We start from the raw sequence: 25,074 nt of genomic DNA on the forward strand, positions 1-25,074 counted from the left end.
GGACACCGATGCGTGGTGCTCCGGCCACTGCGTCCCGAGAGGCTCGGCGCGTCCTTCCGGCCCGAAGCGCGGGGCGCCCGCGCGCAGAACGAGGAGCTTCAATGACCATCCCCGAACTCCGTCTCACCCCGGTCTCGCACGCGATCGGCAAGCGATCGCCCGTGACCTGCCGACTGAAGTGCGCCGACGCATGCCTCGGGCCCGAATGCAACACCTCGAACAACGCCCACTTCCGCGACATCGCGTCGCAGGCGATCTCCCGTCGTTCGGTGCTCGGCCTGGGCGTCGCCGGCGCGATCGGCCTCATGGTGGGCGGCGGCGCAGGAGGCGGCGTCGCCCCGGCCTTCGCTGCGAAGCCCGGGACCGCCGGGCTCGCGTTCACCCCGATCGCCCCCGTCGCCCGGACCGTGGACGCGTTCACCGTGCCGACCGGGTACCGCTGGCAGCCGATCATCCGCTGGGGCGACCCGCTGTTCTCCTCGGTGCCGGCCTTCGACTTCGAGGCCCAGACCGCCGAGGCCCAGGCCGGGCAGTTCGGCTACAACAACGACTACCTCGACATCATCGCCGACCCCAGCGGCAAGACGGGCGTGCTCGTGACCAACCACGAGTACGTCAACCCCGACCTGATGTTCGCGCCCACGAACGACCCCGAGGAGCGCCGCCGCCGCGGCGAGGTCTTCAAGGCCGCCATGGGCATGGCGGTCGTCGAGGTGAAGCGCCGTCGCGTCGGCGACCCGTGGGAGTACGTGGTCGACGGCAGGCGCAACCGGCGCGTGACCGTCGAGTCGACGTTCGAGCTCACCGGTCCCGCCGCCGGCTCCGACCTCGTGAAGACGGCCGCCGACCCCGAGGGCCGCTGGGTGAAGGGCACCCTCGGCAACTGCGCCGGCGGCACCACGCCGTGGGGCACCGTGCTCTCGGGCGAGGAGAACTTCAACGGGTACTTCGCCTGGGCGGCCGACACGGCCGAGCAGAAGCGCTACAGCGCCACCCCGACCACGTCGACGGAGACGGGCTGGGAGCAGTACGACGAGCGCTTCGACGCGCACCGCCCCGGCTACGTCAACGAGCCGAACCGGTTCGGCTGGATCGTCGAGATCGACCCGAGCGACCCGACGTCGACGCCGAAGAAGCACACCGCGATGGGCCGCTTCAAGCACGAGGGCGCCAACGTCACGATCGCCGAGGACGGCCGCGTGGTGGCGTACATGGGCGACGACGAGCGCAACGACTACCTGTACAAGTTCGTCTCGAAGGGCCGCTACACGGCGGCGACCTCGACGGGTGCGCGCAAGAAGAACCTGCGCCTGCTGAGCGAGGGCGACCTGTTCGTCGCGCGCTTCACGGGCAACTCTCCTGCGGCCGAGATCACGGGCGACGGCATGCTGCCGTCGGACGGCGCCTTCGACGGCGGCGGCGAGTGGGTCGCGCTCACGCGCGACGGCGAGAGCGTCGTGCCCGGCATGTCGACCGAACAGGTGCTCGTCCACACGCGCCTCGCAGCCGACCTCATGGGGGCCACCAAGATGGACCGCCCCGAGGACGTCGAACCGAACCCGCGCACCGGAAAGGTGTACCTCGCGCTCACGAACAACAGCCGCCGCACGGTCGCGACCCTCGACGAGGTCAACCCGATCACCGGCAACCGCTTCGGGCACGTCGTCGAGATCACCGAGACCTCGGGCCAGGCGGGGGAGCGCTTCGCCTGGAGCATCCTGCTGCTGTGCGGCGACCCGGCGGTGAACGAGGCCACGTACTTCGCGGGCTTCCCGAAGGAACTGGTCTCACCGATCTCCTGCCCCGACAACGTCGCCTTCGACTCCGAGGGCAACCTCTGGATCTCGACCGACGGCCAGCCGAGCACGATCGGCTACAACGACGGCCTGTTCCGGGTGCCGCTCGAGGGAGACCAGCGCGGCAATGTGCAGCAGTTCCTCGCGGTTCCGCGCGAAGCCGAGACCTGCGGGCCCGTGATCCACGACCGCGAGGGGCTCGTGTTCGTCGCGGTGCAGCACCCCGGCGAGAACGGGTCGGTCGGCGCGCAGACGTCGTACTTCCCGGACTACGTCGCGGCGCACACGGGCGACCGGGTCGCCGCGCCGCGGCCCTCGGTCGTGCAGGTCTGGAAGGGCTGAGCGCACGGATATCTACCGTGGCTCGTCCTCGTGACGCAGGTGGTCGCGGTGCTTCTCCGCCTGGCGGCGCTTGGTCGCGACGTCGATCGGGCCCGTCACGGACCGCTCGTCGACCCAGCACTCGATGCCCGCGACGTCCGGGAGGAGGTCCCGCGTGAAGACGGGGTCGCGGCCCTGCCGACGCTGGTGCGTGTAGTCGCGGAGGAGCCGGAAGGCGATGCCCGAGAGCAGCGCGATGGCGATGAGGTTCACGAGCGCCATGAGACCCATGATCCCGTCGGCCGTGTTCCAGACGAGGTCCGCTCCCGCGATCGAGCCGACGAAGATCGCGACGACGACGAGCGAACGATAGGTCGTGAGCACCCATCGCCGGGGCGAGATGAACTCGATGTTCGATTCGCCGTAGTAGTAGTTGCCGAGGATCGAGCTGAACGCCAGCAGGAACACCACGATCGTCAGCAGCACGCCGGACCACGGCCCGAGGGTCGCGACCATCGCGTCCTGCGTGAGCCCGATGCCGCGTTCGGCGTTCGCGAGGTCGGGGTTCGAGAGCAGGATGATGAACGCCGTGATCGAGCACACCAGGAACGTGTCGAAGTACACCCCGAGGGTCTGGACGAGACCCTGCTTGACGGGGTGGGTGACGGCTGCGCTCGCGCCGGCGTTCGGCGCCGAGCCGAGACCGGCCTCGTTCGAGAACATGCCGCGCTTGACCCCGGTCAGGATGATCGTGCCGAGCGTCGCGCCGACGACTTCGTTGAAGCCGAACGCCTCGGTGAAGATCGAGGCGAACACGGCTGGGAGCTCGGTGATGTTCATGGCGACGATCACGAGCCCGATGAGCAGGTAGGTCAGCGCCATGAGCGGAACGACCGCCTGGGTGACCGAGGCGATGCGGCGGACGCCCCCGAACACCACGAGCCCGGTGAGGGTGGCGATCGCCGCGCCGACCGCCCACCCGACCCAGCCCGGTGCGCCGCCCGGGGCCACGGTGCTCGCGAACGAGGCGCTGATCGTGTTCGCCTGGAGCGAGGAGAACGCGAACGGGAAGCAGAGGATCAGGATGACGGCGAAGAGGATGCCGGCCCATCGCGCCTTGAGTCCTCGTTCGATGTAGTACGCGGGTCCGCCGCGGAAGCCGTCCTCGTCTCGCACCTTGAAGAGCTGCCCGAGGCTGGATTCGACGAACGCCGATGCGCCGCCGATGAAGGCCATGAGCCACATCCAGAAGATCGCGCCGGGTCCGCCGATCGCGATCGCGGTGCCCACGCCGGCGATGTTGCCGACGCCGACGCGGGAGGCCGCGGAGATCGTGAACGCCTGGAACGCCGAGACGGATTGCGGCGCGCCGTCCTCGTCGCGGGGCGTCTTGTCGGTCAGGGTCCGGAACATCTCCGGGATGAGCCGGAACTGCACGACCCCCGAACGGATCGTGAAGTACACGCCGAGCATCACCACGACCGGGAGCACGATCCAGGTCCAGAGCCCGTCGCCGGCGTCGAGCACGAAGTCGTTGAGGACGTCCATCGCCCCAGCATGGCACCTTCCGCGAGGAACCCTCGGGAACCGGGGGCGGCCGCGTGGCCCGGCGGGCCGGGCATCCGCTACGCTTGAGTGTTCCGCCCGCGGGGGAGGCGGACTGAGAGCTGAATAGAGGAGGCCGGAATGGACATCGACCTCAGCGTGCTCCGCATGATGGAGCGCGAGAAGGAGATCCCGTTCGACGAACTGGTGCAGATCATCGAGCAGGCGATCCTGATGGCCTACCTCAAGCACACCGATCCAGCCGTCCACGGGCACGCCAACCCGCGAGGCGCGCGAGCGCACCTCGACCGCAAGACCGGGCACGTGTCGATCTACGTGCCCGAACTCGACGAGAACGGCGACGTCATCGGCGAGGCCGAGGACTCGCCGAGCGACTTCGGGCGGATCGCGGCGTTCGCGGCGAAGCAGGTCATCAACCAGCGCCTGCGCGACATCGCGGACGACGCCGTGCTCGGCGAGTTCCGCGGGCGCGAGGGCGACATCGTCGCCGGCATCATCCAACAGGGACCGAACCCGCGGATGGTGCACATCGACCTGGGCACCGTCGAGGCCATCCTCCCGCCGGAGGAGCAGGTCCCGGGCGAGGAGTACCCCCACGGCCAGCGCATCCGCGTCTACGTGACGAGCGTCGCGAAGGGCGCGAAGGGGCCCGCGATCACCGTCTCCCGGACCCACCCCGCGCTCGTCCGCAAGCTCTTCGCGCTCGAGGTCCCCGAGATCGCGTCGGGCGTCGTCGAGATCGTCTCGCTCGCGCGTGAGGCCGGGCACCGCACGAAGATCGCGGTGCGGGCGAACCAGCCGGGCGTCAACGCGAAGGGCGCGTGCATCGGCGAGCTGGGTCAGCGCGTGCGGGCGGTCACTGCCGAGCTCGGCAACGAGAAGATCGACATCGTCGACTGGAACGACGACCTCGCGACGTTCGTCGCGTCGGCGCTCTCGCCGGCGAAGGTCACCAGGGCGTTCGTGATCGACGACGGCACGCGTGCGGTGCGCGCGCTCGTGCCCGACTACCAGCTGTCGCTCGCGATCGGCAAGGAGGGCCAGAACGCCCGCCTCGCGGCCAAGCTCACGGGCGCGAAGATCGACATCCAGCCCGATTCGATCCTCGACAAGGCCTGATCGGGCCGACACGACCTGATCGAGCCCGACACGACCCGGCCTCGGCGCTCCGTGCGCGGCGCGCGCGGGGGACGCCCCGAACGGAGGTGTAGGATGGAACCCGTCAGAACGTGCATCGGATGCCGTTCGCGTGCCCCGCGGTCCTCGCTTCTGAGGGTCGTCGCCCAGAACTCTCGAGTCCTCGCCGACACGTCGGCGGTGCTTCCCGGGCGTGGCGCGTGGCTGCATCCGACGCTCGAGTGCTTCCGACTCGCCCAGCGGCGGCGCGCCTTCGGGCGCGCACTTCGTCTGGGCGGCGAAACCGATGCATCCGATGTGGAGAACAGGTTGAACGGCTAATGGACAACTCATGAGCGGCTCGAAATGAGACCCGTCCGTCATTGATGGTCCGCCCCTGTGCCGGGGTCGGACCCGGAACAGGAGAGAAGTGGCTGCCAAACCACGCGTACACGAGATCGCCAGCGAACTCGGCGTCGACAGCAAGGTCGCGCTCGAGAAGCTGAAGGAGATGGGCGAATACGTCAAGGGCCCGTCGTCCTCGATCGAACCCCCCGTCGCCCGCAAGCTCCGCGCCGCCCTCGAGGGCGCAGCGGGCGCGCCTGCCGAGGCGGGCAAGTCCGCCGCGGCCAAGCCAGGCGCGGCCAAGCCCGGCGCGGGCAAGCCCGGGCCGAAGCCGGGGCCGAAGCCCGCGGCCGACGCCCCGAAGAGCGTCGCCGAGCGTCAGGCCGAGGCCGAGCAGAAGGCCGCCGCGGCTGCCGCCGAGAAGAAGTCGGCTGCGGCCGAGACCTCGGCTGCCGACCAGGCGCCTGCCGAGGCGCCCGCCGCACCTGCGGCCGAGGCTCCGGCGCAGCGCCCCGGCGGTGCGCCCAAGCCCGGCGGGCCCAAGCCCGCCGACACCGCCCGCCCCGGCGCGCCCAAGCCCGGCCAGGGCGGCGCACCGCGTCCCGGCGGCCCCCGCCCTGGTGCACCGCGCCCCGGCAACAACCCGTACTCGAGCTCGCAGGGCATGGGCCAGCGCCCGAGCCAGCCGCGTCCGGGCAACAACCCGTTCTCGAGCTCGCAGGGCATGGGCCAGCGCCCCACGCCGGGCAACATCCCGCGGCCCCAGCCGCCGCGGCCCGGCGCTCCGCGGCCCGGCGCCCCGCGCCCCGGTGGTGGCGGCGGCGGTCGCCCCGGCGGCTTCCAGCGCCCCGGTGGCGGTGGCGGCGGCGGCGCGCGTCCCGGTGGCGGCGGCGGCTTCGGCGGCCCTCGTCCCGGCGGCGGCTTCGGCGGCCCGCGTCCCGCGGGCGGCGGCGGTCGTGGTCGCGGCCCGGGCGGCGGCACCGCGGGTGCCTTCGGTCGCGGTGGCGGCAAGAGCAAGTCGCGCAAGTCGAAGCGGACGAAGCGGGCAGAATTCGAGATGCGGGAGGCCCCGTCGCTCGGTGGCGTGAGCGTTCCGCGCGGCGACGGCAACACCGTCATCCGCCTGCGTCGAGGCTCCTCGATCTCCGACTTCGCCGACAAGATCGACGCGAACCCCGGTTCGCTCGTCACGGTGCTGTTCCACCTCGGTGAGATGGCGACGGCCACCGAGTCGCTCGACGAGGCCACCTTCGAGGTGCTCGGCGCCGAGCTCGGCTACAAGATCCAGGTCGTCTCCCCCGAGGACGAGGACCGCGAGCTCCTCGAGGGCTTCGCGATCGACCTCGACCAGGAGCTCGAGGACGAGACCGACGAGGACCTCCGGGCGCGCCCGCCGGTCGTCACGGTCATGGGCCACGTCGACCACGGAAAGACGCGACTGCTCGACGCCATCCGCAACGCGAACGTCGTCGCGGGCGAGGCCGGCGGCATCACGCAGCACATCGGTGCGTACCAGGTGCACACCCAGCACGACAGCATCGATCGCGCGATCACCTTCATCGACACCCCGGGTCACGAGGCGTTCACCGCCATGCGCGCCCGTGGTGCGCAGGTGACCGACATCGCGATCCTCGTGGTCGCGGCCGACGACGGCATCATGCCGCAGACGATCGAGGCGCTGAACCACGCGCAGTCGGCGAACGTGCCGATCGTGGTCGCGGTGAACAAGATCGACAAGCCCGACGCCAATCCCGGCAAGGTGCGCCAGCAGCTCACCGAGTTCGGCCTCGTGGCCGAGGAGTACGGCGGCGACGTCATGTTCGTCGACGTCTCGGCGCGCGAGAACATCGGCATCCAGGACCTCCTGGACGCGGTGCTGCTCACGGCCGACGCCGGGCTCGACCTGCGCGCGAACCCCGACAAGGACGCCCGAGGCGTGGCCATCGAGGCCAAGCTCGACAAGGGCCGCGGTGCGGTTGCGACCGTGCTCATCCAGTCGGGCACGCTGAAGGTCGGCGACGCGATCGTCGCGGGCACGGCCTACGGCCGCGTCCGTGCGATGAGCGACGAGAACGGCGAGCCCGTGCACGAGGCGACGCCGTCGCGGCCGGTCCAGGTGCAGGGCCTCTCGAGCGTCCCGCGCGCCGGCGACACCTTCCTCGTCACCGAGGAGGACCGCACGGCCCGCCAGATCGCCGAGAAGCGCGAGGCCGCCGAGCGCAACGCCCAGCTGGCCAAGGCTCGCAAGCGGATCTCGCTCGAGGACTTCACGCGTGCGCTGGAGGAGGGCAAGGTCGAGGCGCTCAACCTCATCATCAAGGGCGACGTGTCGGGTGCCGTCGAGGCGCTCGAGGAGTCGCTGATGAAGATCGAGGTCGACGACTCGGTGCAGCTGCGCATCCTCCACCGCGGTGTGGGTGCCGTGACCGAGAGCGACATCGACCTGGCCACGATCGACAACGCGATCGTGATCGGCTTCAACGTCCGCCCCGACGTGAAGGCACGTGAGCGCGCCGCCCGCGAGGGCGTCGACGTGCGCTTCTACTCGGTCATCTACAACGCCATCGACGACATCGAGAACTCGCTCAAGGGCATGCTCAAGCCCGAGTTCGAAGAGGTGCAGTCGGGTGTCGCCGAGATCCGCGAGGTGTTCCGCTCCTCGAAGTTCGGCAACATCGCCGGTGTCATCGTGCGATCGGGGACGATCACGCGAAACGCCAAGGCACGCGTCATCCGCGACGGCGTCGTGGTCGGCGACAACCTGGCCATCGAGTCGCTGCGTCGATTCAAGGACGACGTCACCGAGGTCCGCACGGACTTCGAGGCGGGCATCGGCCTCGGCAAGTACAACGACATCCAGGTCGGCGACGAGATCGAGACCATCGAGATGCGCGAGAAGCCGCGGGCCTAGGCCCAGGCATCCGGTCCGGGGCGGCGCGAGCCGCCCCGGACCTTCCCCGGAAGGATGGACAGCATGGCTGATCCGCAGCGGGCCAGGAAGCTGGCCGACCGCATCAAGGAGATCGTCGCGCGACGTCTCGACAAGGGACTGCGCGACCCGCGCCTCGGGTTCGTGACGATCACGGACGTCCGCGTGACCGGCGACCTGCAGCACGCGAGCATCTTCTACACCGTCTACGGCACCGATGAGGAGCGCCGCGACTCGGCGCTCGCGCTGAAGGCCGCGACGGGGATGCTCCGCAGCGAGGTCGGGCGGAACATCACCGCGCGCCTCACGCCGACGCTCGAGTTCATCGCGGATGCGATCCCTGAGAACGCCCAGCACATCGAGGAGCTCCTCCGCGAGGCACGCGAGCGCGACCAGGCCACCACCGCCATGGCGGCGACCGCCGCGTTCGCGGGCGACGCCGACCCCTACGTGAAGCCGCGCGAGGTCGACGAAGAGGTCGAGGACTGACCGGCCCGGGCCCGGTGGAGGTCGCGCTCGAGCGCGCGTGAGCGCGGCGAGGGGCCTGTCGCCCTGTCGCCGCCGTCGTTGCGCAGAGTAGACTCCGGGCGCATGTCGAGCGTCGCGCAACCGGTCATCCTCGTCGTGGCGCGCGACCCCCGGGTCCGTGCCGCGATCGTCGCCGAGCTCGAGCGGCGGTACGCCGCCGACTACGGCATCGAGCAGGCCGACGACGATGCCGCCGCCGCGACGCGTATCGACGACATCGCCGCCCGAGGGGCGCACCTCGCGTTGATCCTCGCCGACCGCGCGGGAGACGTCGACGGCCGCAGCCTGTTCGCGCGGGCGCGCACGCGCTTCCCCGACGTGCGCCGCGGCCGCCTCATCGAGTGGGGCCAGTGGGGCGACGCGGCCGTGCGCGACGAGATCCTCTCGCTCATGGGCGCGGGCGAACTCGAGTACTACGTGATCCGGCCGTGGCACTCGCCCGACGAGTACTTCCACCGCACGATCACCGAGTTCCTGCTCGAGTGGGAACGCTCCATCGGACTGCGTCCGCGCGAGGTCGCCGTGATCGGCCGGGCCGGGTTGCCGCGCACGCACGAACTGCGGAGCCTGCTCGCACGCGGCGGGGTTCCCCACGAGTGGCTCGAGCCCGAGACGGATGCCGCTCGCACGCGCCTCGCGGCCGCGGGCGTCGGCGAGGTGCCCGACCGGCCGATCGTGGTCATGCTCGACGGCCGCGTGCTGCGCGACCCCGGCAATGCCGAGCTCGCCGAGGCGTATGGACTCACCACGTCGCTCGGCGACGACCCGAGCGCCGACGTCGTCGTCGTCGGGGCGGGCCCGGGCGGGCTCGCGGCGGGCGTGTACGCGGCTTCCGAGGGGCTCGAGGTGCTCATCGTCGAACGCGAGTCGATCGGCGGGCAGGCCGGGTCCAGTTCGCTCATCCGCAACTACCTCGGATTCTCTCGAGGGATCTCCGGATCCGAGCTCGCGCAGCGCGCGTACCAGCAGGCCTGGGTGTTCGGGGCCCGGTTCGCGCACGCGCGGGAGGCCGTCGCGATGGAGGCGGGCGAGTCCGGGTTCGTGGTGCACGTCGCTCCCGAGGATGCGATCCGCTGCCGCGCGATCGTGCTCGCGACGGGCGTGTCGTACCGGCGACTGGACGTCGCCGGACTCGAGGCGTTCGAGGGCGCGGGGGTGTACTACGGTGCGTCGGCGATGGAGGCGCAGTGGATGGTCGGCCGCCCCGTGTTCGTCATCGGCGGCGGCAACTCCGCGGGGCAGGCGGCGCTGCACCTGGCGCGGTACGCGGCATCCGTCACGCTCCTCGTGCGGGGCTCGGGCCTCGCTGAGAGCATGTCGCAGTACCTCATCGACCAACTCGCCGCGCAGGGCGTCGAGGTGCGCACGCGCGTCGAGGTCGTCGGCGGCGGCGGCGACGGGGTGCTCGAGCGCATCCGCCTGCGCGACCGCGACACGGGTGTCGAGGTCGACGAGGCGTGCGGGGGGCTGTTCGTGCTCATCGGCGCGGCGCCGCGGACCGGCTGGCTTCCCGAGGGCATCCTCCGCGATCGTTGGGGGTACGTGCTCACGGGCCCCGACATGATCGCGCAGGGCGGTGCCGAGACGTGGCCGCTCGAGCGCGACCCGTTCCCGCTCGAGACGAGCGTTCCGGGCATCTTCGCGGTCGGCGACGCCCGGCGGGGTTCGGTCAAGCGCGTGGCGTCCGCGGTCGGGGAGGGTTCGGTCGTCGTCGCGGCGGTGCATGCGCACCTCGCGACGAGCTGACCGGTGTGCGATCAGGAGCCGGGGAGCGCGTAGCCTCCGTGCGAGTGCACCGCGAGGCCGTCCGCGACGAGGGTCGTCAGGGCGCGACCGAGCCGGTCGTCGGGCACGACGGGCTCGAGGTCCTCGCGCGGAACCGGCCGGTGCGCGGCCCGCAGTTCGCGCATGACGAGTCCGCGCGCCTCGCGGTCGCTGCCGGCGAACCGCGCCTGCCGCGGCCGCCGTGGGGCGTCGGAGGCCGGGTGCCCCGCCGCGCGCCAGGCGCAGCGCCCGGCGATGGGGCACGCGTCGCACCGCGGCGCGCGGGCGACGCACACCGTCGCGCCGAGCTCCATCGCCGCCGCGTTGAACGCGCGCGCCTCGGCCGGATCATCGGGCAGGACGGCCGCCATCGCCTCGAGGTCGCGCCTGGACGACGGGGGTCCTGCGTCGGGCCGTCCGTCGATCGCCCGCGCGAGCACCCGGCGCGTGTTGGTGTCGACGACCGGGTGCCGGTCGCCGAACGCGAACGCCGCGACGGCCCGTGCCGTGTACGGTCCGACGCCCTGGAGTGCCAGGAGCGCGTCGAGGTCGCGCGGCACCCGGCCGCCGTGGCGCTCGACGATCTCGGTGGCCGCCCGGTGCAGCCACAGCGCCCGGCGCGGGTACCCGAGCCGATCCCACATGCGCACGGCCTCGCCCGGAGGCGCGGCCGCGAGATCGGCGGGCGTCGGCCACCGCCGCATCCACTCCTCCCACCTGGGCTGCACGCGGGCGACCTGGGTCTGCTGCAGCATGAACTCGCTGACGAGCACGGCCCACGCCGAGACATCGGCGGCACGCCACGGCAGCGGCCGCGCGGCATCCGCGAACCAGGCGACGACGGCCGACGCGATCGGGGCATGATCGTGCTCGCGGTCGGCGATCGACGCGGGCGGGGTCATCCGTCCAGCGTAGGCTTCGAGTCATGCGCTTGGTCACCACGCCCCGGGTCGCGTTCCTGCGTCAGGTCGCCGACGACGTGCTCGCACGCATCGGTCGAGGGCGGGTGATCGTCGCGATCGACGGCCCGGTGCGCAGCGGCAAGACGCAGCTCGCGGACGACCTGGCCGACGTGCTCCGCGAGCGCGACCTGGCCGTGTTCCGGGCCAGCTCGGAGGATTTCCACCGGTCGCGCGAAGCGCAGGCCGCCTACGGTCCCGACACCGCCGAGCGGTACTGGCGGTACGGCATCGACGAGTCGCTCCTGGACCGCACGCTCGTCGACCCGTTCCGGATGGCCGGCTCGACGGCGTTCGTGACCCGCGCGTTCGACCTGGTGCGCGACGCGTGGGTCGAACCGAAGTGGGTCACCGGGCCTGCCGACGCGATCCTCGTGCTCGACGGGCGATTCCTGCTCCGCGAGCGCCTGCGCGACCAGTGGGACGTCGCGATCGCGGTCGACGGCGAGCCGACGGACGCCGCCGACCGTCTCGCCTATGCCGCGAGCGACCCGCGCGAGGTCGCGGCGATCGTGATCGACCAGTCCGACCCGGAGCATCCCCGCCGCGCCGGGGCCCGCTGAGCGCGGATCATCCCGCGGCGGGCTCAGCCTGCTCGCGGCCGAGCCGGCCGACGATGAGCTTCCCGAGCAGGCCGAGCACCGCGACGACCACGGCGACGATGATCGGCGGGAGCGCGAGTGAGGGGTCGGTCACCGCGGCCCGGAACACGTCTCCGGCGTAGTCGAGCATCTCGACCGGGTCGCGCGCGAGCACCCGGCTGCTGGCCGCGTTCGACACCGCGGTGATGAGCGCCGGTCCGATCCAGAGCACCGCGAGCGCGACGAGCGCACCGAGCACCCGGCCGACGCTCGCGACCCCGGCCCACGCGATCGCGGCGCCGACGAGGACCGCGGGCAGCCAGCGCAGGAGGTCGAGCACCTGCGCCGACGCGGGGTCCACCACCGGGAAGAGGTCGTGGATGAGGAGCAGCCGGACCCAGCCCGGCGTGAGGACCGCCGTGATCGCGAGCCCGATGACGGCCCCGCCCGGCGGAGCGGCCGCGACGAGCAGCATGACCACGAGCCCGACGAACACCGCCAGGGTCGCGATGCCGACGAGCGCGGCCAGGTAGAGCGTCGATTCGGGTCGTTCTTCGAGGCCGTCGCGCACGACCGTCGCGGTCTGCGCGATCGCGAAGACCTGGACGGCGAGCAGTCCGAGCAGCATCCACGCCGTGCCCGGACGCCGCCGTACCGGCCGGGTCGCACGGGCCGCGACCCCGGCGAACGCCGAGCCGACGATCAGCAGCGCGGCGATGATCGACAGCGCGTACTGGCTGAACGGCAGCAGCACGAGCGGGTACGACTCGGGCGGGGTATCGGTCGCCCAGAGGTTCTGCAGCGGCAGTCGCATGCCTGAGAGCACCCACGGCAGGAGGCCGAGTGCTGCGGCAGCGGCTCCGATCGGCAGGCACAGCCACCAGCGAATCGGGCGAGGGCCGGTCTCGTCGGGTTCCGCGGATGACTCGGGCTCGCTGGGTTCCACGTCGACTCGTCTCGCTCGGCGGATCGGACTGCGCCGAACCCTAGCCGGTCGGGCGCGCCGCCGGCGTGCTACGCGCCGGTGTGCGCGAGGACCGCGCTCACCCGATCGGCCGGAAGCGGCGTTCCGGCGGACTCGACCTCGTGGACGAGCGCCGTGAGCGCGCGGTTGACCGGTGCGGCGAGCCCTGCGGCATCCGCTGCCCGGACGACCGCGCCGTTGAGGAAGTCGACCTCGGTCGGCTGTCCGCGGCGCAGGCTCTGCTGGGTCGAGCCGAGGTTGGGAACCCGGCCCATGCGCACGCGCATGAGCCACGGCAGCACCTGCCCGATCGCGAGGGGCAGGCGCGCGAACAGGCGCAGGCGCCGGTCGCCGAGGCCCTGCAGGGCGCCGAAGCGGATGCCGCCGGCGATGCCGACCCGCACGCACTCGCGCATCGACGCGGTCACGACCCGGCGCAGCGCCCGGTCGCCGAGGACGTCCTGCACCGAGCGGCCGACGATCGCGGGCACGGCGTTGAGCATGTTGACGACGAGCTTGGTCCACTGCGCGCCGCGGAAGTTCGCGACGGCGACGACCGGCACGGCGCCCGAGAGGAGCGCCGCGACGCGACGCACCTCGCCGTCGGGCTCGCCGTCGCCGCGGCCCAGGTAGCTGGCCGCGGCCGTGGTGACCCGCACCGAGCCCGGCTCGGTGTAGTTCGCGGCGATGATCGAGAGCATGCCCATGCACGAGGAGGCGGGCAGGAGGCGCTCGGCCGCAGCGACGCCGTCGAGCCCGTTCTGCACGACCACGACCGGAACGCCGTCGATCGCGTCGGCGTTCGCGGTGATCGCGGCGGCGGCGTCCTGTGCCTTGGTGCACACGAGCACGAGGTCCGGCCGCGCGGACAACCGCTCGGCCGCCGCAGGTCGCGCATGGACCTCGCCGTAGCCGCCGGTCAGGCGGATGCCGCCCGCGCGGATCGCCTCGAGGCCGGCGCCGCGGGCCGTCACCTCCACGTCGTGCCCCGCTCGGGTGAGCAGGGCGGCGAACGTGCCGCCGAGCGCACCCGCACCGATGATCCCGATCCTCACCGGACCAGCGTAGGCGCACGACGGAGCCCGGCGGTCCGCGCTGTTAGCCTGTACGGCGTGAACAGCGGCATCCTCCTCGTCGACAAGCCGCAGGGGATGACCAGCCATGACGTCGTCGCCCGCGTGCGGCGACTCGCGGGCACGCGCAAGGTCGGCCACGCCGGCACGCTCGACCCGATGGCCACCGGCCTGCTCCTGATCGGCGTCGAGGGCTCCACGCGCCTGCTGCACCACCTCGTCGGGCTCGACAAGGAGTACCTCGCGACGATCCGACTCGGGTGGGGCACGACGACCGACGATGCCGAGGGGGAGGCGCTGCCCGCGGCATCCGCCGACCTCGTCGCGGGCCTCGGACGCGAGGCGGTCCTCGCCCGCATGGCCGAGCTCACGGGCACCATCGACCAGGTTCCGAGCTCGGTCAGCGCGGTCAAGGTCGACGGCAAGCGCGCCTACCGCCGTGTGCGCGACGGCGAGGCCGTCGACCTTCCGGCCAGGACGGTGACCGTGTCGGTCTTCGAGGCGGGCGCCCAGCGGGCGGGCGACGGATGGCTCGACCTCGACGTGCGCGTCGCGTGCTCGTCCGGCACCTACGTGCGCGCGCTCGCGCGCGACCTCGGCGCGGGGCTCGGCGTCGGCGGGCACCTGACCGCGCTGCGTCGCACCCGGATCGGCGCGTTCGACGTCGCCGAGGCCGGCGGGCTCGAGGGGTTCGACGTCGCGGCCGCCAGGCTCGCGCCGGCGGCCGCCGCGCGCCGCGTGCTCCCCGCGATCGGGGTCGACGAGGACGGCGTGCGCGACCTGCGCCACGGCAAGCGCATCGCGGCGCCGCCGGGGGCCGGGACCATCGCGGCCGGCGATCCCATCGCGGCGGTCGGCCCGGGCGACGTGCTCGTCGCCGTCGTCGAACGACGCGGCCCGCAGCTCAAGGTCGTCACCGGATTCCCCGCCGAGGAGGGCGCATGATCGAGTGGTTCGCGTACGTGCAGGTCGCCGTCGCGGTCGTCGCGGGCGTGCTGTGCCTGGTGCTCGGCCTGGCCGGCCGGGTCCCGAACGACCTCGTGCTCGGGGCGCTCGCGGTCGTCGAACTGCTGCTGATCGCGCAGGTGGTCGTCGCACTCGTCGCGCCCGCGGTCGGCAACGCCGCTGCCGGGAGCGTGCTCGAGTTCTGGGTGTACCTCGTCAGTGCGGTGCTGCTGCCGCCCGCGGCGGCGTTCTGGGCGCTCGTCGATCGCGGGCGCTGGGCGACCGTCGTGTGCGGGGTCGCCGCGCTCGCCGTGGCGGTCATGCTGTACCGCATGCTGCAGATCTGGACGGTCCCGCTGTCGTGAGGCGGGGTCTGGGAGAATCGGACGACATGAACGAGACATCCACCGCGCCCGCGCCCGAGCGGGCACGTCGACGCGGTCGGCTGAGCGGCGTCGGGCGCGTGCTCGTCGCCGTGTACGGGGTGCTCGCGCTCGCCGCGACCGGCCGGTCGCTCGTGCAGATCGTGGAGCGCTTCGACGAGGCGCCGATCGCGTACGGGCTCTCGGCGTTCGCGGCGCTCGTCTACATCCTGGCGACCGTCGCGCTCGTGCGGCCCGGTCGCGTCTGGTACCGGGTGGCGTGGGCGACGATCGCGTTCGAGTTCACGGGCGTGATCGTCGTCGGGCTCGTGAGCGTGCTGCGGCCGGACCTGTTCCCGGACGACACCGTCTGGTCGTACTTCGGCATGGGCTACCTGTTCATCCCGCTCGTGCTGCCGCCGCTCGGCATGTGGTGGCTCGCCCGCCACCCGGTCGCCGGGAACGGCGCCGAGGCGGACGCTCGGGAGGGCGAGTGAGGACCTTCCCGGGGATCGAGGCGGTCACCGCGCACTTCGGTCCGTCCGCCGTGACGATCGGCAAGTTCGACGGGGTGCACCAGGGCCACCGTGCGGTCATCGGCGAGCTGCGGCGCATCGCCGACGCGCGGGGCCTCGAGTCGGTCGCGATCACGTTCGACCGGCACCCGGCGGCGTTCCACGCGCCCGGGCAGGCGCCGCCCGAGCTCGTCAGCACCCGGCAGAAGCTCGAACTGCTGGCCACGACGGGCCTGGATGCCACGGTGCTCCTGCACTACGACGGCGGGTTGGCCGGCCACACGGCCGAGGCGTTCGTCCGCAGGTACCTCGTCGACGCGCTCGACGCGCGGGTGCTCCTGGTCGGGCACGACTTCCGGTACGGGGCCGGCAACGAGGGCGATGTCGAGATGCTCCGCCGTCAGGGCGAGGAGCACGGGTTCGAGGTCGTCGTGGTCGACGACGTCGTGCCCGAGGGCGGGCGCCGGGTGTCCTCGACGTGGATCCGGGAACTGCTCGACGCCGGGGACGTCGCGCACGCGGCCGAACTGCTCGGGCACCAGCCGACGGTGCGCGGCATCGTCGTGCACGGCTTCAAGCGCGGGCGTGAACTCGGGTACCCGACGGCGAACCTGTCGCCGGAGTCGGAGGGCCTCATCCCGGCCGACGGCGTCTACGCGGGGTGGCTCGTCGACGGCGGGGTGCGTTACCCGGCTGCCATCTCGGTCGGTGACAACCCCACCTTCGAGGGCGTGCGCAAGAAGCAGGTCGAGGCGTACGTCCTCGACCGGGACCTCGACCTCTACGATCACGTGGTCGATGTCGAATTCGTCGAGCGCATCCGCGGCATGGAGCGCTTCGACGGCGTCGAGGCGCTCGTCGCGCGCATGGCCGTCGACGTGGAGCGCGTGCGCGAACTCGTGTCGTGAGCCGCCGAGCGCCCGGGCGGCAGGAGCATCGCGACGGCTGCGGCGAGACCGAGCACGACGGCGCCCGTCGCCACAGCGGGGACGGCGGCGTCGACGTAGTCGGCGGGAGCGAGCGCCCCGCCTGCCGCGGCGAACACGGCGGTGAGCACGGCGATGCCCAGTGCACCGCCGACCTCGCGGATCGTGGAGTTGACGCCGGAGGCCGTCGCGTGGTGCCGCTCGGGCATCCGGGCGAGCACGGCGGTCGCCATGGGCGCGAACACGAGTCCCATCCCGATCCCGGCGAGCACGAACGCCGGGGCGAGTTCCGGGTAGGGGACCCGCTCGTCGAGGCGTGCGGCGATCCAGGCCATCGCGGCGGACTGGGCGGTCAGGCCGGCGACCATGAGGGCGCGCGTGCCGACGCGCGGCGCGAGCAGGCCCGCGGCGGGGGCGACGAACATGGGTGCGAGGGTCCAGGGCATCGTCATGAGTCCCGCCTCGAGGGCGCTCCTGCCCTGGACGACCTGGAGGAACTGCACGAGGAGGAAGATCGCGCCGAACATGCCGAAGCTGAAGGCGAACCCGACGGCGTTCGCGACGCTGAAGCTGCGGTCGCGGAACAGCGAGAGGGGCATGACGGGGGCGGGCGCGCGTGCCTCCCACCTGACGAACCCGGCGATGAGCGCGGAGCCGCCGAGGATCGGCAGGGCCACTTCGGGCGAGGCCCAACCGGCCTCGTTGCCGCGGACGATGCCGAAGACGAGTCCGAGCACGCCGAGTCCCGCGAGGGCGACGCCGACGGAGTCGATGCGGGTGCGTTCGCCCCTGGAGTCCGCGAGCGCGACGCGTGCGAGCGCGAGGGCCGCGATGCCCAGCGGCACGTTGATCCAGAAGATCGCCTGCCAGCTCCAGCCCGAGATGACGGCGCCGCCGACGAGCGGGCCGAGCGCGACGCCGAGGCCGGACACGCCACCCCACACGCCGATGACCTGTGCGCGCCGGTGGGGCGGTGCGGCGCCGGCGACGAGGGCGAGCGAGAGCGGCATGATCGCGGCGGCGCCGACGCCCTGCACCGCACGCGCGCCGATGACCATCCACGGTTCGGTGCTGAGCGCGGTGAGGGCGCTCGCGAACGTGAACACGGCGATGCCGGCGAGGAACACGCTGCGCCTGCCGAGCCGGTCGCCGAGCGCGGCCGCGGGCAGGAGGAACGTGGCGAAGGCGAGCGCGAACGAGTTGAGGAACCATTGCAGCTCCTCGAGGTCGGCGTCGAGCCGGGCGCCCATGACGGGGAGCGCGGTCGTGATGACGAGGTTGTCGAGCGAGGCCATGAACATGGGCAGCGAGGTCGCGACGAGCGCGAGCCAGACGGGGGAGCGGCGGGGCCGGTGCATCGTTTCGGGACTCCGAGCAAGTAGTAATCGAATGATCACTTGACGGTAGTAATCGACTGATAACCTGTCAAGCATGAACCCGAATCCCGTCCGGCTCTCGGCCGACCAGCGGCGCGAGCAGATCCTCGCGGCCGCGACCCGCGTCTTCGGCGAACTCGGCTACGCCGGCGCGACGACCGACCGGGTCGCGCGCGCCGCCGGGATCAGCCAGCCCTACGTCGTCCGGCTGTTCGGCACGAAGGAGCAACTGTTCCTGGAGACACTGCGGCACACGCTCGCGAGAGTCCTCTCGGTGTTCCGCGAGGCGCTCGCGGCGGAAGACGTGGGAGGCCCTGCGACCGGCCCCGGCCCCGGTCCCGGCCCCGGCCCCGGCCCCGGCCCGGGCCCCGGGTACGAGACGGAGGCGCGACTCGGCGCGGCCTACCTGGCGCTCGTCGAGGACCGCGGGACCCTGCTCACGCTCCTGCACGGCTTCCTGATGGGCTCCGACCCGGTGATCGGCCCCGTCGCCCGCGACGGCCTGCTCCAGGTGTTCCGCCTGCTGCGTGACGAGGCGGGCTTCGCCCCCGAGCAGATCCGCCGCTTCCTCGCCGACGGCGCGCTCATGAACACGCTCCTGGCCTCGGGCATCGGGCTCGCGGTCGAGCGCGATCCGGACGCGGCGGACCTCATCGCGTGCACGTTCGGCCCCCATGTCGGCGCGGTGCTCGGGCGCGCCTCCGCATGACCCCGACTGCTCATGTGAGCAGAACCGCACGCGAGTGTTGCCGATGCGCGGGTCGCTGCCTACGCTGGATGCGGGGGAAGGAGGCGAATGGACGAGACCGACGAACTCCTCTCGATCCGAGCTGCCGAGCTCTACTACGAGGAGAACAAGACCCAGGACGAGATCGGCCAGGCCCTGCGGCTCACCCGCTGGAAGGTCGGGCGGCTGCTCGCGCAGGCCAAGCAACGCGGCTTCATCCGCATCGAGATCCTGCATCCGCGCGCCCGGCGGCTGCCCATCGAGCGCCGCCTCCGCGAGGAACGCGGGCTCGACGACGCGATCGTCGTGTCCGCCGCGGGCGTGGCATCCGCTGAGGAGCTGCAGGCCCGCACCGCCCAGGCCGCGGCCGACTACCTGACCGCCCTGCGGCCCGTGCCGCGCACGCTCGGAGTGAGCTGGGGCCGAACGCTCTTCGAGATCTCCCAGCACCTGCGCACCGGGTGGGCGACCGGCGCCAACGTCGTCCAGATCAACGGCGGCGTGAGCCTGAACCGCCGCGCGGGCACGGCGGCCGCCACGGCCGTCGCCATCGCCCAGAAGGGCGGCGGGAGCGCCACGCTCCTGCCCAGCCCCGCCATCCTCGAGCACCTCGCGACGAAGGAGGCCATCGAGGCCGACCGCGTCGTCGCCGGGGTCATCGACCTGGCCCGTTCGGCCGACGCCTTCCTGTTCAGCGCCGGACCGGCCGACCACACGTCCATCCACATCGAGAGCGGCTACCTCACCGAATCCGACGTCGACCTCCTGGTGCAGAAGGGCGCCGTCGGCGACGTCGTCGGCCGCTACATCGACTCCGACGGCAACATCGTCGACGCCGCGCTCGACGCGCGCACGGTCGGCCTCACGCTCGACGACCTGCGCGGCACCCGCCTGCGCATCGCCGTGATCGCCGGCCGCAGCAAGCACCCCGTCGCCGACGCCGTCGTGCGCTCCGGGCTGTGCTCCGTCCTCGTCACCGACGAGGCCACGGCCCTCGACCTCCTCGACGGCTGAATCCAAGAAAGACAGGTCACCACTGATGTCCGGCACCTCACTCGTCACCGCGCGCGAGCGCGCTGTGGCCGTCCTCGGCGGCCAGCCCGACGACGCGACGCTCCGCAGGTACCTGCACGGCATCGCGGGCGTCGACGCCGTCGGCCTCGAACAGCGCGCGGCGGGCCTCGCCACGCGCTCGATCAAGACCTCGTCCAAGACCTGGGCGCTCGATCGCATCATCTCGCTCATCGACCTCACCACGCTCGAGGGCGCCGACACCCCGGGCAAGGTGCGCTCGCTCGTCGCGAAGGCCATGACCCCCGACCCGACGGATGCCACGACCCCGCGCGTCGCGGCCGTCTGCGTCTACGGTGACATGGTCCCGTTCGCGGTCGACGCGCTCGGCTCCGCGCACGGCGACCCCGACGACGGGCTCGTCTCGGTCGCGGCCGTCGCGACCGCGTTCCCGTCGGGCCGGTCCTCGCTCGAGATCAAGCTCGCCGACACCGCCGAGGCCGTCGCGGCCGGCGCCGACGAGATCGACATGGTCATCGACCGTGGAGCGTTCCTCGCGGGCCGCTACGGGCAGGTGTTCGACCAGATCGCCGCGGTCAAGGAGGCCTGCCGTCGCCCCGACGGCACGAGCGCGTCGCTCAAGGTCATCCTCGAGACCGGCGAGCTCGTCACCTACGACAACGTCCGTCGCGCCTCGTGGCTGTCCATCCTCGCGGGCGGCGACTTCATCAAGACCTCGACCGGCAAGGTCCAGCCCGCAGCGACCCTGCCCGTGACGCTGCTCATGCTCGAGGTCGTGCGCGACTGGCACCTGCTGACGGGCCAGCGCATCGGCGTGAAGCCCGCGGGCGGCATCCGCGCCTCGAAGGACGCGATCAGGTACCTCGTGACCGTCGCCGAGACCGTCGGCGAGGAGTGGCTCGTGCCCCACCTCTTCCGGTTCGGGGCGTCCAGCCTGCTGAACGACGTGCTCCTGCAGCGCCGGAAGATGGCCAGCGGCCACTACTCCGGACCCGACTACGTGACGATCGACTGAGACGAGAGCACCGCATCATGAGCTTCCTCGAATACGCACCCGCCCCCGAGTCGCGGGCGATCCTCTCCCTCCGCGACCAGTACGGCCTCTTCATCGACGGCGAGTTCGTCGACGGACGGGGCACGCCCTTCCAGACCATCTCGCCCGCGAGCGAGGAGCGCATCGCGATGATCGCGAACGCGAACGGCGCCGACGTCGACGACGCCGTCGCCGCGGCCCGGCGCGCCCACGACCGCGTCTGGTCGAAGATGTCGGGCCGCGACCGGGGCAAGTACCTGTTCCGCATCGCCCGGCTCGTGCAGGAACGCGCGCGCGAACTCGCCGTCGCCGAGTCGCTCGACAACGGCAAGCCCATCAAGGAGTCCCGCGACGTCGACGTGCCGCTCGTGGCCGCCTGGTTCTTCTACTACGCGGGCTGGGCCGACAAGCTCGACCACGCGGGCCTCGGTGCGAACCCGCGGGCGTTGGGCGTCGCCGCGCAGGTGATCCCGTGGAACTTCCCGCTGCTCATGCTCGCGTGGAAGATCGCGCCGGCGCTCGCGGCGGGCAACACGGTCGTCCTCAAGCCCGCCGAGACCACGCCGCTGACCGCGCTGATCTTCGCCGAGATCGTGCAGCAGGCCGACCTGCCGCCCGGCGTCGTGAACATCGTGACCGGCGCGGGCGACACGGGCGCCGCGCTCGTCGCCCACGAGGGCGTCGACAAGGTGGCCTTCACCGGGTCGACGGCCGTCGGCCGCGCGATCGCGAAGCAGGTCGCGGGCACCGACAAGAAGGTCACGCTCGAGCTCGGCGGCAAGGCCGCGAACATCGTGTTCGACGACGCGCCCATCGACCAGGCCATCGAGGGCATCGTCAACGGCATCTTCTTCAACCAGGGGCACGTGTGCTGCGCGGGCAGCCGACTGCTCGTGCAGGAGTCGATCCACGACGAGGTCGTCGAGCGGCTCAAGAACCGGCTGTCGACGCTTCGCCTCGGCGACCCGCTCGACAAGAACACCGACATCGGGGCGATCAACTCGCGCGAGCAGCTCGAGCGCATCCGCGCGCTCTCCGACGCGGGCGTCGACGAGGGGGCCGATCGGTGGAGCGCTCCGTGCGAGATCCCCGAGAACGGGTTCTGGTACGCGCCGACGATCTTCACCAACGTGCAGACCTCGAACCGCATCGCGCGCGAGGAGATCTTCGGGCCGGTGCTCTCGGTGCTGACCTTCCGCACGCCGCAGGAGGCGATCGCGAAGGCGAACAACACGCCCTACGGCCTCTCGGCAGGCATCTGGACCGACAAGGGCAGCCGCATCCTCGCGGTCGCCGACCAGCTGCGCGCGGGCGTCATCTGGGCGAACACGTTCAACCGGTTCGACCCCTCGAGCCCGTTCGGCGGGTACAAGGAGTCCGGCTACGGTCGCGAGGGCGGCAGGCACGGGCTCGGGGCGTACCTCGCTCCGGCATCCGTCACCTCGAGTCGTCGCGGCACGCCCCGCGCCGTGGCGGCCGCGGCCGAGGCATCCGACACGAAGCCCGCGGCGCGTCGCCGCACCGCGCGAAGCGCGAAGTCCACGAAGACCACCAAGACCACGAAGGGAGCCGCGAAGTGAGCCGCCTCGCCGTACCCAAGACGTACAAGCTGTTCATCGGCGGCGCGTTCCCGCGCAGCGAGTCCGGTCGCACCTACGAGGTGACCCGGGCCGACGGGGCGTTCCTCGCCAACGCCGCGAAGGCGTCGCGCAAGGACGCGCGCGACGCGGTCGTCGCCGCTCGCGGCGGCGTCGCCGGGTGGGCCGGAGCGACCGCGTACAACCGCGGCCAGGTGCTCTACCGCATCGCCGAGCTGCTCGAGGGGCGGCGGGCGCAGTTCGTCGCCGAGATCGAGGATGCCGAGGGCGTCACGCGCGCCGAGGCCGGCGCCCAGGTCGACGAGGCGATCGACCGCTGGGTCTGGTACGCGGGCTGGGCCGACAAGTTCGCGCAGGTCGCGGGAGGCGCCAACCCGGTCGCGGGCCCGTACTTCAACATCTCGGTGCCCGAGCCGACCGGGGTGGTCGCGGTCATCGCTCCGCAGGACTCCTCGCTCGTCGGACTCGTCTCGGCGATCGCGCCGGCGCTCGTCGCCGGCAACTCGGTGGTCGTGGTCGCGAGTGAGCGGTTCCCGCTCTCGGCGATCAGCCTGGCCGAGGTCCTCGCGACGAGCGACGTGCCCAAGGGCGTCGTCAACGTCCTCACCGGATCGCCAGCCGAGATCGCACCGTGGCTCGCGAGCCACGCCGACGTCAACGCGATCGACCTGGTGGGCGCCGGCGACCTCGACTGGATCGACCTCGAGATCGCGGCCGCCGAGACCCTCAAGCGCGTGCTCCGGCCCGAGCAGGGCGCGGATGCCGCGGCTCCGGCGCTCGACCGGATCTCGGCGTTCACCGAGACCAAGACGGTCTGGCACACGAAGAGCCTGCGGTAGGAGGCGGCGTGTCCGGGCGCAGGGGAGCCTCCGACGAGCGCGGACGCCTCGTCTCCGATCCGTTCGGCTACCGGGTGACCGGGGGCGGCGCGGTCATCGTGCTGCGCGGGGGCCGCGCCGTGATGACGGTCGGCGGCAGGGATGCCGCCAAGCTCGCCGCGGCGTTGGAGCGCGCCGACGATGACGGCGCGCAGCACCTGCTCGCGCGGGCGAGCGGACACTACCGCCAGGGCAACGAGCGCGGCTGAGCATGCGAGTTCTCGTGACCGGGGCGACCGGGTACATCGGGGGGCGGCTCGTGCCGCGGCTCGTCGAGGCGGGGCACGAGGTGCGCGCGATCGTGCGCCGGCCGGAGCGCCTGCGGACGGTTCCGTGGGCGCGCGACGTCGAGGTCGTCGGGGGCGACCTGACGGATGCCGCGGCAGTGGACGCGGCCATGCGCGGGATCGACACGGTGTACTACCTGGTGCACTCCATGGGCGGGCGCGGGGACTTCGAGGACGTCGAGCTCGAGATCGCGGGCAACGTCGCCGAGAGCGCGCGGCGCAGCGGCGTGGGGCGCATCGTGTACCTCGGCGGCCTGCATCCGGGCGAGGGCGAGTTGTCCAGGCACCTGCGGTCGCGGGTGCGGGTCGGCGAGGTGCTCATGTCGTCGGGGGTTCCGACGATCGTGCTGCAGGCGGGGGTGATCATCGGGTCGGGGTCGACCTCGTTCGAGATGATCCGGCACCTGACCGAGGTGCTGCCGTACATGCCCGCGCCGCGATGGGTGCGCAACTTCATCCAGCCGATCGCCGTCCGGGACGTGCTGCACTACCTGGTCGCGGCCGCGCGGGTGCCCGAGCGCGTGAACCGCACGTTCGACATCGGCGGGCCGGACGTGCTGCGCTACGGGCAGCTCATGAACGGCTACGCGGTCGAGGCGGGCCTTCGGCAGCGTCCGATCGCCGCGCTCCCCGTGCTCACGCCGTGGCTCGCCGGGCAGTGGGTCAACCTCGTCACCCCGATCCCGCGGCGGCTCGCGGTGCCGATCATCGAGTCGCTGCAGTTCGACTGCGTCGCGCGCGACCACGACATCGACCGGGTGATCCCGCCGCCTGCGGGCGGCCTCACGCCGTACCGCCGTGCCGTGCGGCTCGCGCTGGAGCGCGAACGGGCGGGCGAGGTCGAGACCAGTTGGCAGAACACCGAGGTCGTCGGGGCTCCCAGCGATCCGCTTCCGAGCGACCCGGAGTGGGCCGGGTACCGCGTGTACACGGATGTGCGCGAGCGCGAGTGCTCGGCGCCCGCCGCGTCGCTCTGGAGCGTGATCGAGGGCGTCGGCGGCACCAACGGCTGGTACTCGTTCCCCCTCGCCTGGGCGATCCGCGGGTGGATCGACAAGCTGGCGGGCGGCGTCGGCCTGCGGCGGGGCAGGCGCGACCCGGCGCGGCTGCGGGCCGGGGACGCGGTGGACTTCTGGCGGGTCGAGCGGGTCGCGCCGCCCGGGGATCGGCCGGGCTTCCTCCGGCTGCGGGCCGAGATGCGCGTTCCAGGGCGTGCCTGGCTCGAGATGTCCGCCGAACCGGCGGGGCAGGGCTCGCGCTACCGGCAGCGGGCGGTCTTCTTCCCGCGCGGGCTCGCCGGCCGGCTGTACTGGTGGGCGGTGTTCCCCTTCCACGGGATCGTCTTCGCCGGGATGGCCAACCGGATCACGTCGGAGGCCGAGGCGGGCCCGTCCTCGACGGGCGCGGAAGTAACGAATCGGTAACGCCGGATGCTAGGGTGACCTGCACGGTC

At 72.4% G+C, this 25,074-nt stretch carries 22 protein-coding genes and 1 pseudogene; 18 read left to right on the top strand and 5 right to left on the bottom strand.

The features are described from left to right. Nucleotides 1-101: 101 nt before the first annotated feature. Entirely contained in the window at nt 102-2,138 is a 2,037-nt protein-coding gene (locus tag DSM26151_RS05390; protein ID WP_234661390.1) for a PhoX family protein, read from the top strand. A gap of 12 nt (nt 2,139-2,150) precedes the next feature. Here DSM26151_RS05390 and DSM26151_RS05395 read toward each other — a convergent pair whose 3' ends face one another. Next, nucleotides 2,151-3,665, bottom strand: coding sequence for an alanine/glycine:cation symporter family protein (locus DSM26151_RS05395; protein WP_234661391.1), 1,515 nt, complete (start codon nt 3,663-3,665; stop codon nt 2,151-2,153). Nucleotides 3,666-3,803: 138 nt separating this feature from the next. Between DSM26151_RS05395 and nusA the strand changes: the two genes are divergently transcribed. The 5 genes from nusA (at nt 3,804) to DSM26151_RS05420 (ending at nt 10,347) form a co-directional block, all read left to right on the top strand. Then, entirely contained in the window at nt 3,804-4,802 is a 999-nt protein-coding gene (nusA, locus tag DSM26151_RS05400; RefSeq protein WP_234661392.1) for a transcription termination factor NusA, read from the top strand. A gap of 93 nt (nt 4,803-4,895) precedes the next feature. Beyond that, the gene (locus DSM26151_RS05405) at nt 4,896-5,141 is read left to right on the top strand and encodes a YlxR family protein (protein WP_234661393.1); all 246 of its coding nucleotides are present in this window, start codon (nt 4,896-4,898) and stop codon (nt 5,139-5,141) included. An 88-nt stretch (nt 5,142-5,229) separates the two neighbouring features. Further along, the gene (gene infB / locus DSM26151_RS05410; RefSeq protein ID WP_234661394.1) at nt 5,230-8,055 is read left to right on the top strand and encodes a translation initiation factor IF-2; all 2,826 of its coding nucleotides are present in this window, start codon (nt 5,230-5,232) and stop codon (nt 8,053-8,055) included. A 63-nt stretch (nt 8,056-8,118) separates the two neighbouring features. Further along, nucleotides 8,119-8,562, top strand: a complete 444-nt coding sequence (gene rbfA / locus DSM26151_RS05415; RefSeq protein WP_234661395.1) for a 30S ribosome-binding factor RbfA — start codon at nt 8,119-8,121, stop codon at nt 8,560-8,562. Between the two features lie 102 nt (nt 8,563-8,664). Then, nucleotides 8,665-10,347 (top strand): FAD-dependent oxidoreductase, encoded by a 1,683-nt coding sequence (locus tag DSM26151_RS05420; RefSeq protein ID WP_234661396.1) that lies wholly within the window; start codon nt 8,665-8,667, stop codon nt 10,345-10,347. Between the two features lie 11 nt (nt 10,348-10,358). On the opposite strand, the gene DSM26151_RS05425 is transcribed toward DSM26151_RS05420, so the two are convergent. Beyond that, nucleotides 10,359-11,267: an HhH-GPD family protein gene (locus tag DSM26151_RS05425; RefSeq protein ID WP_234661397.1), complete on the bottom strand. Its 909-nt coding sequence runs from the start codon at nt 11,265-11,267 to the stop codon at nt 10,359-10,361. 23 nt (nt 11,268-11,290) lie between these two features. On the opposite strand from DSM26151_RS05425, the gene DSM26151_RS05430 reads away from it, so the two are divergent. Continuing rightward, a complete protein-coding gene (locus DSM26151_RS05430; RefSeq protein ID WP_234661398.1) occupies nt 11,291-11,887 on the top strand; it encodes a nucleoside/nucleotide kinase family protein in 597 nt (198 codons plus the stop codon). A 7-nt stretch (nt 11,888-11,894) separates the two neighbouring features. On the opposite strand, the gene DSM26151_RS05435 is transcribed toward DSM26151_RS05430, so the two are convergent. Next, complete coding sequence (locus tag DSM26151_RS05435) at nt 11,895-12,851, bottom strand: hypothetical protein (protein WP_234661399.1); 957 nt, start codon at nt 12,849-12,851, stop codon at nt 11,895-11,897. Between the two features lie 68 nt (nt 12,852-12,919). After that, nucleotides 12,920-13,924 carry a ketopantoate reductase family protein gene (locus DSM26151_RS05440; protein ID WP_234661400.1) on the bottom strand — a complete coding sequence of 335 codons (1,005 nt, stop codon included), beginning with the start codon at nt 13,922-13,924 and terminating at the stop codon, nt 12,920-12,922. A gap of 96 nt (nt 13,925-14,020) precedes the next feature. Between DSM26151_RS05440 and truB the strand changes: the two genes are divergently transcribed. Genes truB through DSM26151_RS05460 form a run of 4 tightly spaced genes read left to right on the top strand, consistent with a single transcriptional unit; the run spans nt 14,021 to nt 16,672 of the window. After that, nucleotides 14,021-14,887 carry a tRNA pseudouridine(55) synthase TruB gene (truB, locus tag DSM26151_RS05445; RefSeq protein WP_234661805.1) on the top strand — a complete coding sequence of 289 codons (867 nt, stop codon included), beginning with the start codon at nt 14,021-14,023 and terminating at the stop codon, nt 14,885-14,887. Further along, nucleotides 14,884-15,252: a hypothetical protein gene (locus DSM26151_RS05450; RefSeq protein WP_234661401.1), complete on the top strand. Its 369-nt coding sequence runs from the start codon at nt 14,884-14,886 to the stop codon at nt 15,250-15,252. Before truB ends, DSM26151_RS05450 begins: the two co-directional genes overlap by 4 nt. A 26-nt stretch (nt 15,253-15,278) precedes the next feature. Continuing rightward, nucleotides 15,279-15,746, top strand: coding sequence for a hypothetical protein (locus DSM26151_RS05455; RefSeq protein WP_234661402.1), 468 nt, complete (start codon nt 15,279-15,281; stop codon nt 15,744-15,746). After that, entirely contained in the window at nt 15,743-16,672 is a 930-nt protein-coding gene (locus DSM26151_RS05460) for a bifunctional riboflavin kinase/FAD synthetase (protein ID WP_234661403.1), read from the top strand. Before DSM26151_RS05455 ends, DSM26151_RS05460 begins: the two co-directional genes overlap by 4 nt. 191 nt (nt 16,673-16,863) lie before the next feature. Here the strand turns inward: DSM26151_RS05460 and DSM26151_RS05465 are convergent. After that, a pseudogene (locus DSM26151_RS05465) lies at nt 16,864-18,123 on the bottom strand (DHA2 family efflux MFS transporter permease subunit); the annotation flags it as partial. Between DSM26151_RS05465 and DSM26151_RS05470 the strand changes: the two are divergent. From DSM26151_RS05470 to DSM26151_RS05500, 7 genes are all read left to right on the top strand, one after another. Then, the gene (locus DSM26151_RS05470; protein WP_234661404.1) at nt 18,122-18,775 is read left to right on the top strand and encodes a TetR/AcrR family transcriptional regulator; all 654 of its coding nucleotides are present in this window, start codon (nt 18,122-18,124) and stop codon (nt 18,773-18,775) included. The pseudogene DSM26151_RS05465 and the gene DSM26151_RS05470 sit on opposite strands and share 2 nt — an antisense overlap. A gap of 87 nt (nt 18,776-18,862) precedes the next feature. Next, nucleotides 18,863-19,807, top strand: coding sequence for a sugar-binding transcriptional regulator (locus DSM26151_RS05475; protein ID WP_234661405.1), 945 nt, complete (start codon nt 18,863-18,865; stop codon nt 19,805-19,807). Nucleotides 19,808-19,832: 25 nt separating this feature from the next. Beyond that, the gene (deoC, locus tag DSM26151_RS05480) at nt 19,833-20,840 is read left to right on the top strand and encodes a deoxyribose-phosphate aldolase (RefSeq protein WP_234661406.1); all 1,008 of its coding nucleotides are present in this window, start codon (nt 19,833-19,835) and stop codon (nt 20,838-20,840) included. Nucleotides 20,841-20,857: 17 nt separating this feature from the next. Continuing rightward, nucleotides 20,858-22,438 (top strand): aldehyde dehydrogenase family protein, encoded by a 1,581-nt coding sequence (locus tag DSM26151_RS05485; protein WP_234661407.1) that lies wholly within the window; start codon nt 20,858-20,860, stop codon nt 22,436-22,438. Next, nucleotides 22,435-23,295 carry an aldehyde dehydrogenase family protein gene (locus DSM26151_RS05490; RefSeq protein ID WP_234661408.1) on the top strand — a complete coding sequence of 287 codons (861 nt, stop codon included), beginning with the start codon at nt 22,435-22,437 and terminating at the stop codon, nt 23,293-23,295. Before DSM26151_RS05485 ends, DSM26151_RS05490 begins: the two co-directional genes overlap by 4 nt. 8 nt (nt 23,296-23,303) lie before the next feature. Further along, entirely contained in the window at nt 23,304-23,543 is a 240-nt protein-coding gene (locus DSM26151_RS05495) for a hypothetical protein (protein ID WP_234661409.1), read from the top strand. Between the two features lie 2 nt (nt 23,544-23,545). Next, on the top strand, nt 23,546-25,045 hold the full coding sequence (locus DSM26151_RS05500; RefSeq protein ID WP_234661410.1) for an SDR family oxidoreductase: 1,500 nt from the start codon (nt 23,546-23,548) through the stop codon (nt 25,043-25,045). Nucleotides 25,046-25,074 lie beyond the last annotated feature (29 nt).

It is taken from the genome of Agromyces marinus (assembly GCF_021442325.1).
Lineage (GTDB): Bacteria > Actinomycetota > Actinomycetes > Actinomycetales > Microbacteriaceae > Agromyces > Agromyces marinus.